This window comes from Kribbella sp. NPDC048928 (assembly GCF_043197975.1).
Lineage (GTDB): Bacteria > Actinomycetota > Actinomycetes > Propionibacteriales > Kribbellaceae > Kribbella.
The window spans coordinates 1,321,657-1,330,636 of sequence record NZ_JBICUC010000001.1; the positions used below are offsets into that span (position 1 = coordinate 1,321,657).

The 8,980-nt window shown below is 69.3% G+C and carries 9 protein-coding genes; 2 read left to right on the forward strand and 7 right to left on the reverse strand.

Translation table 11 applies throughout. The features are described 5' to 3' along the window. Positions 1-12 precede the first annotated feature (12 nt). Positions 13-1,221 (reverse strand): GNAT family N-acetyltransferase, encoded by a 1,209-nt coding sequence (locus tag ACGFI6_RS06365; RefSeq protein WP_393115629.1) that lies wholly within the window; start codon positions 1,219-1,221, stop codon positions 13-15. Between the two features lie 97 nt (positions 1,222-1,318). Here ACGFI6_RS06365 and ACGFI6_RS06370 point away from each other — a divergent pair, with 97 nt between their 5' ends. Further along, positions 1,319-2,392 (forward strand): CobW family GTP-binding protein, encoded by a 1,074-nt coding sequence (locus ACGFI6_RS06370; RefSeq protein ID WP_393115630.1) that lies wholly within the window; start codon positions 1,319-1,321, stop codon positions 2,390-2,392. Positions 2,393-2,562: 170 nt separating this feature from the next. Here ACGFI6_RS06370 and ACGFI6_RS06375 read toward each other — a convergent pair whose 3' ends face one another. From ACGFI6_RS06375 to ACGFI6_RS06390, 4 genes are read right to left on the reverse strand one after another with little or no spacing between them, the layout of a single operon-like run. Continuing rightward, the gene (locus tag ACGFI6_RS06375) at positions 2,563-3,258 is read right to left on the reverse strand and encodes a maleylpyruvate isomerase family mycothiol-dependent enzyme (RefSeq protein WP_393115631.1); all 696 of its coding nucleotides are present in this window, start codon (positions 3,256-3,258) and stop codon (positions 2,563-2,565) included. Positions 3,259-3,288: 30 nt separating this feature from the next. Beyond that, positions 3,289-4,068: an HpcH/HpaI aldolase/citrate lyase family protein gene (locus ACGFI6_RS06380; protein ID WP_393115632.1), complete on the reverse strand. Its 780-nt coding sequence runs from the start codon at positions 4,066-4,068 to the stop codon at positions 3,289-3,291. A 14-nt stretch (positions 4,069-4,082) separates the two neighbouring features. Then, positions 4,083-5,612: an acyl-CoA carboxylase subunit beta gene (locus ACGFI6_RS06385; RefSeq protein WP_393115633.1), complete on the reverse strand. Its 1,530-nt coding sequence runs from the start codon at positions 5,610-5,612 to the stop codon at positions 4,083-4,085. A gap of 7 nt (positions 5,613-5,619) precedes the next feature. Further along, positions 5,620-6,783, reverse strand: coding sequence for an acyl-CoA dehydrogenase family protein (locus tag ACGFI6_RS06390; RefSeq protein WP_393115634.1), 1,164 nt, complete (start codon positions 6,781-6,783; stop codon positions 5,620-5,622). 53 nt (positions 6,784-6,836) lie between these two features. Here ACGFI6_RS06390 and ACGFI6_RS06395 point away from each other — a divergent pair, with 53 nt between their 5' ends. Continuing rightward, entirely contained in the window at positions 6,837-7,256 is a 420-nt protein-coding gene (locus ACGFI6_RS06395; protein ID WP_393115636.1) for a MerR family DNA-binding transcriptional regulator, read from the forward strand. Here ACGFI6_RS06395 and ACGFI6_RS06400 read toward each other — a convergent pair. Continuing rightward, the gene (locus ACGFI6_RS06400) at positions 7,224-8,507 is read right to left on the reverse strand and encodes a hypothetical protein (RefSeq protein WP_393115637.1); all 1,284 of its coding nucleotides are present in this window, start codon (positions 8,505-8,507) and stop codon (positions 7,224-7,226) included. The genes ACGFI6_RS06395 and ACGFI6_RS06400 overlap by 33 nt on opposite strands. A gap of 5 nt (positions 8,508-8,512) precedes the next feature. Beyond that, the gene (locus ACGFI6_RS06405) at positions 8,513-8,944 is read right to left on the reverse strand and encodes a MarR family winged helix-turn-helix transcriptional regulator (protein WP_393115638.1); all 432 of its coding nucleotides are present in this window, start codon (positions 8,942-8,944) and stop codon (positions 8,513-8,515) included. Positions 8,945-8,980 lie beyond the last annotated feature (36 nt).

Genomic DNA, 8,980 nt, shown 5'->3' on the forward strand with positions numbered 1-8,980 from the left:
CAGGCTACCCCTTCAGAAGCCCGTGTCGAGGAACGGAAGCCGAGATGTGGAAAACGCTTCCTCCGCCGCGGCCAGTGCGCCCGGGGTGTGTTCGGTGACGAGACCCGCCCGGCCGAGGCGACCCAGCGACGGGCGGCCAAGGTAAACGGCGCCCAGATCGCGTACGTCGAGCGTGAGGTCGGCGTCCCGCGTGACCTGCTCGCACGAGGCTCCGTCGACGCCGCCGCTCAGGTGCCAGCGCCCCGCGTTCCACGGCAGGAAGTCGTCGACGACCTCGATCACGACGTCGATGTCGCGCGCGTACGTCCGCCCGGCGAGCGCGCGACCGACGTCCACCGGCCGGAGCCACAGCCCGTCGCGGGTGATCGGGCCCGGCGCCCGCGGGTCGAGCAGCAGGTCGAGCAGCGGGTCGTCCGAGGCGACCATCTCGCAGCGCGTCTGGCTGAGCAGATCCGGTTCGAGCAGGTACCGCCAGAGCGCCGCGTGCGACGCGAGGTCGCTCGCATGCACGCGGCGGACCTCGACGTACCCCTTCTCCGCCCGCCTCGTCCGGTAGTGCGCGAACCCGGTGAGCTCGCCGTCCCGCTCCGCGACGACGCACCGTAGCTTCGAGGCGCTCGTCGCGCTGCTCACCAGGCTGTCGTTGATCGTGTACTGCTGCCAGCGCTCGTCGTGCTGGAACATCGCCGGCCGCTCCAGCGCGAGCCGGTTCCGCAGCTCGGCGCAGCGCGGCAGGCTCTCCTTCACGTCGACGTACCGGACTCGCACGTCGTCGATGCCGGCCACCGGGCGCAGCGTGCGCGACTCTTTCGGTACGACGATCTCCTGGTGGTCGCTCGCCAGCCCGTACCCGAAGCGCGGGTAGATCACCGGCTCACTCGCGGTCAGCGCAGCGAGCGGCTCGCCGGCCTCGTGGATCTCGGTCAGCTGCGTACGCATCAGGTTGCGCAGGATGCCGCGCCGCCGGTGCGTCGGCCGGACGCCGACCATCGTCACGCCCGCGGCCGGCAACTGTCCGCCAGGCACCGACAGCTGCAGCGTGAACGTGCCGGTATGCCCGACCAGCTGCCCGTCCTCACTCGCGACGACGCTGCGCTCCCGCTCCCAGATCCGCCGCTCCGTCTCGTATTGCTCGTCGCTCCACGGCGCCGAAAACGCCAGGTCCAGGAGCTCCAGCAGCTCTTCCCACGCACCCGCGAACTTCCCGATCTCGATCGCCATGTCCTTTGCCTACCAGAAGATCGGCGCCGGCGCCCGCTTCTTTTCGGACACGCCGGGTGGCCTGGACTGATGAAAACCGTTTTCATATACTCGAGAGATGACCGCCCAAGCGAAAACTCCGTTGTCCTTGCTGGTGGGGCTTTCCGCGACACTGCGGGCGCCCGTACTGGAGGCGATGACCGACTCCACCACCGTGGTCGTGGTGGTGGACCAGGACGAGCTGCCCGGTCGCGGCGTGCTGTCCTGGCGCGTGCAGGACAGTTCCGGGCCGATCGACGCGGGCGAGTTCACGGTCGGCGACGACTGCGGCGCGTGCCAGCTGATCGAGTCGCTGGTCCCGTTACTCGAAACGCTCGTCGCCCGCGCGCACTGGGATCACATCGTGCTCGCCACGCCGCCGGCGATGGAAGCGCGACCGCTGGTCAGCACGCTGGCCTCGGCGCTGCCCGAGATCGTCGTCGACACGGTCACCTGTGTCGTCGACGCTGTTCTGCTCGTCGCACAACTGTCCGGTGACGAGTTGCTCGCCGAGCGTGGCCTCGCCCTCGGGCTGCCCGATCGGCGGAACGTAGCGGAGCTGACCGCACGCCAGATCGAGTACGCCGACGTGTGCGTGCTCGCCAACGCCCATCGCAGTACGGCGACCGAGCGACTGGAGCACCTGCTCGAGCACCTGAACCCGCGGACGCTGGTGGTGACGGCAGGAGCGTCCGGCGTACCGGAGGTACAGGTCGCCCGGACGGGGCGGTTCGACTTCGACGCGGCGGAGGCGTGGGCGGGCGAGCTCGCGACGTCCGATCGGGTGCAGCCGAGCGACGACGGGGTGACGACGGTGCTGTGGCGGTCGACGCGTCCGCTGCATCCGGCCCGGCTGAACGATGCGCTCGAGGACATCGTCGACGGCGTCGTGCGCAGCCGCGGCGTGGTCTGGCTGGCGAACCGCCCGACGCAGCGCGTGCGCTGGGAGTCCGCCGGCTACAGCGCCTCGCTCGGGATGCTCGGCGAGTGGTCCGAGACCGAGCACCTCGCCGAATGCACGGTCGTCGCCACCGGCATGGGCCTCGACCCGGCGCGACTGCAGGCCGTCCTCGACGCGTGCCTACTCACCGAGTCCGAGCTCGCCAGCCTCGACTGGAGCGACCTGGAGGACCCCTTCGCCGGCGTGTTCTAGTCCACCCGCGCACCAGGCCCTCTCCGCATTTGCCTGGTTGACCCACCAATTGAGGGGTTCCACACCCAAATCCACGGTGCAGAACCCCCCATTTCACTGGCAGACCAGGCAAATTCGTGGGTCAGCCAGGCAAATGGGCGAGCGCTAGCCGAGAGAGGGGCGGGCGGGCGCTAACCGAGGAGGGGTAAGCGGGTGGCGTGCGGGCCGAGCATGGTCAGGTCGTCCTCGTCGAGTGGAAGCCGACCGGTCGCCTTCAGGATGTACGTGGTCGTGTCCCAGCCGATCTCGTCCCACGCCTCCGGGCCGAACAAACCGTCGAGCGTGCGCGCGGTCACCTGCAGCCCCTCGGGATCCGGCTCCGGGGCATCGGTCAGCCCGACGGTCAGATCGAGGTGGTGAACCGTTGCCTCGAGCACCAAGGTGGCGACGAAGTCCGCCGCCGGCAGGACATGGCCCTGCGTCTCGACCCGGTGCCCCTTGGTCGCGAGCCCGGCAGCCGCCGCGCGGACGGCCGCCTCGGACACCTCACGCCAGTGCTGCACGAGCAGACCGGGCTTCCGGTACGCCGTCGCCACACTCCGTACGAAGCTGGTGTCGCCGTCCGGCTGCGGCGGGAAGTCCTGCCAGTACGTGACGAAGTCGCGGTCCGGCTCAACGACGGCCGGGCTCGCGAACGCGATCAGCGCGCGCTCGGCGTCGTACAGGAGATGCACCAGCAGCGGACCGACGGGCATGCCCGGGCACCGGGTCTCGCGCTCGAAGTCCGCGTCGCTCAGCCCCTGCACCGTCTCGGTCAGTCGCCCGTACGCCCGCCCAAGCGTCGCCGCCAGCCCCAGCGGCAACGCCCCACGCTCCGGTGCCCTCATCCCCGGCCTCCTCAGTGTCCTGTGACGAACCTACTCCGAGCGCGCCGTCTCCAGGTGCGCCGCGGCGATCGCCTCCAGGTGACTGAGGTCGGAGGCGACGGTGGCGAACGTGTACCCCTGCGCCAGCCGCTTCTTCGCGGACTCACCGTCGAACGTGTGGATGCCCGCAGCAACGCCGGCCTCCCGTGCGGTCCGCGCGATCAACTCGACAGCCTCCTCGAACGGACCGTTCACCTCCGGGTCCCCCGGGAACCGCGCGCCGAGCGCGAGGCTGAGGTCGGACGGACCGACGTACACGCCGTCGAGCCCCGGCGTCGCGCAGATCTCGGCGACGTTCTGCAGGCCGAACGGTGTCTCGATCATGGCGAGCACGACGGTCGCGTCGTTGCTGTCCGCCGGCACCGGACCGATCCGTAGCGACGCCCGCATCGGCCCGAACGACCGCACACCGACCGGCGGGTACTTCGCCGCGCGCACCGCCCGTGCCACGTCGTCCGCACTGTCGACCAGCGGCACGATCACCCCGGTCGCACCGGCATCCAGCGCCCGCCCGATCGGCGTCGGATCGTTCGCCTCGACCCGCACCAGGCCGACCGACGGCCGCGGGCCGATCGCGGCGCCGGCGTCGATCGCCAGCAGCCCGGTCATCAGCCCCTGGTACCCGATCAGCCCGTGCTGCGCGTCGAGCACCACGTAGTCGTACCCGAGCCGCCCGATCCGCTCCGCAGCCGCCGGCGAATCCAGCGTGACCCAGTACCCGACCAGCTTCTCCCGGCCCCGAACCCGCCCCGCGAAATCGTTTGCATTCATGGGTTCGACCCTATCTAGACCGGCGGCACCCCGTGCCGGCGGTGCGAGAATGTTCGATCCTTGGACTGCGCCGCGGCGAGCCGGGCGATCAGGTCGGTACGCAGGTTCTCGGGCTCGACGATCGCGTCGATGACCAGGTCGGCGGCCAGCCGCAGGATGTCGATGTCGGTCTCGTACTCCTCGCGCAGCTTGGAGACGTACTCGACCCGTTCGCCCTCGTCCTCGATCTGCTGGATCTTGTTGTAGTACACGGCGTTGATCGCCGCCTCCGGACCCATCACCGCGATCTTCGCCGTCGGCAGCGCGACGCACGCGTCCGGCGAGAAGCCCGGCCCGCACATCGCGTACAGCCCGGCGCCGTACGCCTTGCGGACGATCACCGACACCGTCGGCACGGTCGCCTCGGACACCGCGGTGATCATCTTCGCGCCGTGCCGGATGATCCCGGCCCGCTCCACCTCGCTGCCGATCATGAAGCCCGGTACGTCACACAGGTACACCAGCGGCACGTTGAACGCGTCGCACAGCCAGATGAACCGTGCCGCCTTGTCCGCGGAGTCGACGAACAGTACGCCGCCCTTCACCGCGGGCTGGTTCGCGACGATCCCGACGACCTGTCCCGCGAGCAGCCCGAACCCGACCACGAGCTCCGGCGCGTACGCCGGCTTGATCTCGAAGAACGTGTCCGCATCGAGCACCGCGTCGATCACATCGTGGATGTCGAACCCGACGCTCTCCTCGGCCGGCACCAGATCCCGCGTGAAGTCCCGGCCCGCTTCCGAGGCGTCGTACGACGGTGGTCGCGAACGCCAGGAGCCGGGCAGGTAGGAGAAGTACTGCTTGGCGAGCTCGATCGCCTCGGTGTCGTCGGACGCGAGCAGGTCGCCACAGCCGGAGACACTGGTGTGCATCCGGGCGCCGCCCATCTCCTCGAGCGTCACCTTCTCGCCGACGACCATCTCGGCCATCCGCGGCGAGCCCAGGTACATCGAGGCGTTGCCGTCGACCATGATCACGATGTCGCAGAACGCCGGGATGTACGCACCACCCGCGGCGGACGGGCCGAACAGGCAGCAGATCTGCGGGACCTTGCCGGACAGCGCGACCTGGTTGTGGAAGATCCGGCCCGCGCCGCGGCGGCCCGGGAACAGCTCGACCTGGTCGGTGATCCGGGCGCCGGCGGAGTCGATCAGCCAGAAGATCGGCAGCTCGTCGCGGAGCGCGACCTCGGTGACGCGGACGATCTTCTCGACCGTCCGGGCACCCCACGAGCCGGCCTTCACGGTCGGGTCGTTGGCGACGAGCAGCGCGGGGCGGCCGTCGACGAGCGCGCGGCCGGTGACGACGCCGTCCGCGGGCAGGCCCGGGTTCAGCGCGTTCGCGAGCTGCGCGTCCTCGACGAAGCTGCCCTCGTCGACGAGCAGCGCGATCCGGTCCCGGACGTACAGCTTGTTCTGGCTGTCCAGCTTCGCCTTGGCCTTCTCAGGCGGTTCCAGCGTTGCTTCCCGGGCGACCTTGACCTCGGTCCAGTGGTCGTGCGTCATGCCGCCATCATTCCACCGGGAGGCCGAGGCCGCGGGCGATGAGCATCCGCTGCACCTCCGACGTACCCTCGCCGATCTCGAGGATCTTGGCGTCGCGGTAGAAGCGGGTGACCGGGTACTCCTCCATGAAGCCGTAGCCGCCGAAGACCTGGGTCGCGATCCTCGTCGCGCTCACTGCAGCTTCGGTCGCGTACAGCTTGGCGACTGCGGCGGCCTGCTTGAAGTCTGCTACCGACGCCCCGGCGTCCTTCAGCGCGGCGGCTTTGTAGACGAGCAGCTCCGCGGCGTCCGCCATCACCTTCAGGTCGGAGATCTGGAACGCGACCCCCTGCTTGCGCCCGATCGGTCCGCCGAACGTCTGCCGCTCACCGGCGTACTGCACCGACATCTCCAGACACGCGCGGATGCACCCGAGCGCGACCGCGGCGATCGCCACCCGTCCGTCGTCGAGTGTTGCGAGGAACTGGCCGAACCCCTTGCCGCGTTGGCCGAGCAGGTTCGCTTCCGGGACGCGGCAGCCGGTCAGCGAGAGCGGGTGCGTGTCCGACGCGTGCCAGCCGAGTTTGTCGTACGCGGCTTCCGCGACGAAGCCCGGCGTGCCGGTCGGGACGATGATCGTAGAGATCTCCGGCTTGCCGTCGGCGCGCTCACCGGTGCGCGCGGTGACCGTCACGACCGACGTGATGCTGGAACCGGAGTTGGTGATGAACTGCTTGGAGCCGTCGATCACCCATTCGCCGTTGTCGAGCACCGCGCGGGTCCTGGTGGCGCCGGCGTCCGACCCGGACTCCGGCTCGGTCAGCCCGAACCCGGCCAGCTTGCGGCCCGCAACCAGGTCGGGCAGCCAGGTCGCCTTCTGCTCGTCGGTGCCGTACGTCAGGATCGGGTTGATCCCGAGCCCGACCGCCGCCTCGAGCGTGATGCCCATCGACTGGTCGACGCGGGAGATCTCCTCGATCGCCACGCACAGGCTGGTGAAGTCGCCGCCCGCACCGCCGTACTCCTCGGGCGCGGTCAGCCCGAACAGCCCGAGCCTGCCCATCTTCTGGACGACCTCGACCGGGAAGTAGTGCTTGCGGTCCCACTCGGCCGCGTGCGGGGCGATCTCGGCCTCCGCGAAGTCGCGGACGCTACGACGGAACTCCTGATGCTCCGCGGACAACTCGAACATGCGGCACCCCTTCGTGCTTGACGCTTACGTAAACGTAAAGCACGCTAGGCGGCATGCACAACAGCCAGGTGCAGACCTGGTCGATCGCGGAACTGGCCGCGGAGTACGCCGTGACGCTCCGGACGATCCGGTTCTACGAGGACCGCGGCCTGCTCACGCCCGAACGCCGCGGCACCACCCGCGTCTACCACCCCCGCGACCGCATCCGCCTCTCCCTCATCCTCCGCGGCAAACGCCTGGGCTTCTCCCTGGACGAGATCGCCAAGATCGTCGATATGTACGACGCCGAACCTGGCGAAGAAGGCCAACTCGTCTACCTCCTAGACCAGATCACCGCCCGCCGCACCGAACTCGAACAACGCCGCCGCGACATCGAAGAAACCCTCCAAGACCTGGCCGAGGTAGAAGCCCGCTGCCAAACAGACCTGAACGCCCTCCGCTCAGGTACGCACCAGCAACCGACCGGAACGTAGGTCGACGGCAAGGCTCTCGGGCTCACCGGCTTCGTGCCCGCGCAGAGTCCAGCGACCGCCCAGCGGCACGGCACTCTGCACCCGGAGCCTCGACGGATGAGGTCCCGTCCCCGCGTTGTACGCAACCAGCACCACCTCGCCGCCCGCCTCCACCTCGACCGCCTCCAGGTCGACTGCCTCCACATCGACCGCTCCAGGACACAGCGACAGGGCCAGGCTGCGTACGGAGTTCGGCGCGTACTCGTCGTCCGCGATCTCGGTCAGCGCAGCGTGGAAGAACTGCGCGAGGTCGTCGCCGCCGGCAGCGATCCAGCGCTCGACCAGGCGACGGAACGCGGCCTCGCGCCGCCACCGCACTGTGCCGGCTGTCACAACCGCGACACCGGCACCACGGAAGGCCTGAGCGATCTGATGGACCGGGATCTTGTCGGCATACGCTGCAGAGCGGACCATCCGGATCTCGAGCATGGCTCGTCGCAGCAGCATCGCGGCAAGCACCGCGGTACCGCCGATCGGATGCCCCCCCGGATCGGAGGGCCGGGCACTCGGCCCTTCAGGAATCAGCACATCGACTGCCTTCCCAGCTGCGGACAGGTGCCACCACAGGTCGTCGATCCACGCCGTCACCCGATCGGCACGCAGTACGCCGCCGCCGATTGCTACCTCTCCATCCAGGTTGATTCCGATGGAGTCTCCAAGGTCGAACCTGAGCTCGTCGATGCCGTCGAAACGCAGATCCAGCTCCGCGGCCGGAGCCTCGTCGTGGCCGATCTCGAACCGCCGGCCGACAGCGACCCGCAGACTGCCGACCAGACCCCCTGCCGAGCGCTCGACGACGAGACTCTGGACCTGCGCCGCGGCCAGGTCGTAGTCGTCCGCGATCTCAGCCGCGACCGCCTGCGTCACGACCAACTGGGGCGCGCGCACCAGCCCGCGATAGTCGCGCTGAACGCCACCCAGGTTCGACGGCGGGGGCAGCGTCAGTGGATGCCCGGCGGCTGCTGCCTGATCAAGCACCCACTGGCGGCGCTCCGATCCGAAGTCGGCCATCCATCGGACGCCCGACTCGACCAGCTCGGTACGTCGCGGGCCCCGGGCAACCGCGGCGCCGAAGAACGGGCCGATGTTGTTGTCCCAGACGTCGGAGGCCCGGACGATGAGCGGCCGATCGAATCTGCGGGCATCCTCGGAAGCCACCGCGATCAGCTCGAACGAACGATCGAGCAACGTCGCCCAGAGCTCCGGCGTCACCGCGTTCAGAGGGCTTCCTCGTAGGTTTTGAGGGTTTGGATGAAGAGGGCTCTTTGGTCGTTGGTGAGGGGGGCCAGGGCGGTGCGCCAGGCTCGGGCGCCGCGGGCTAGCCAGGCGTCGATGGCGGGGCGGTGGGTGGCGTCGAGGGTGATGATGGCGCGGCGGCGGTCGGTGGGGTCCTCGGTGCGTTCGAGGATGCCTTTGCGGGTGAGTTCGGTGACCATCAGGCTGACGGTGGCGGGGGTGACCTCCAGGCGTTCGGCGAGCTCGTTCACGCCGAGCGGGCCGTCGAACAGCAGGTAGGCGAACAGACTGAGGTGCCGCGGCGCGAGGTTCAGGCCGGCGAGTTCCTCAGGCACCTTGAGCCGTTTGGTCCGCCCGACCATCCGCGGCATCAGCAACAGGAGCGTACGGATGCTGTCGTCGACACTTGACATACCTTTGTCCTCAAAACTACTTTGCTTGCAAAGCTA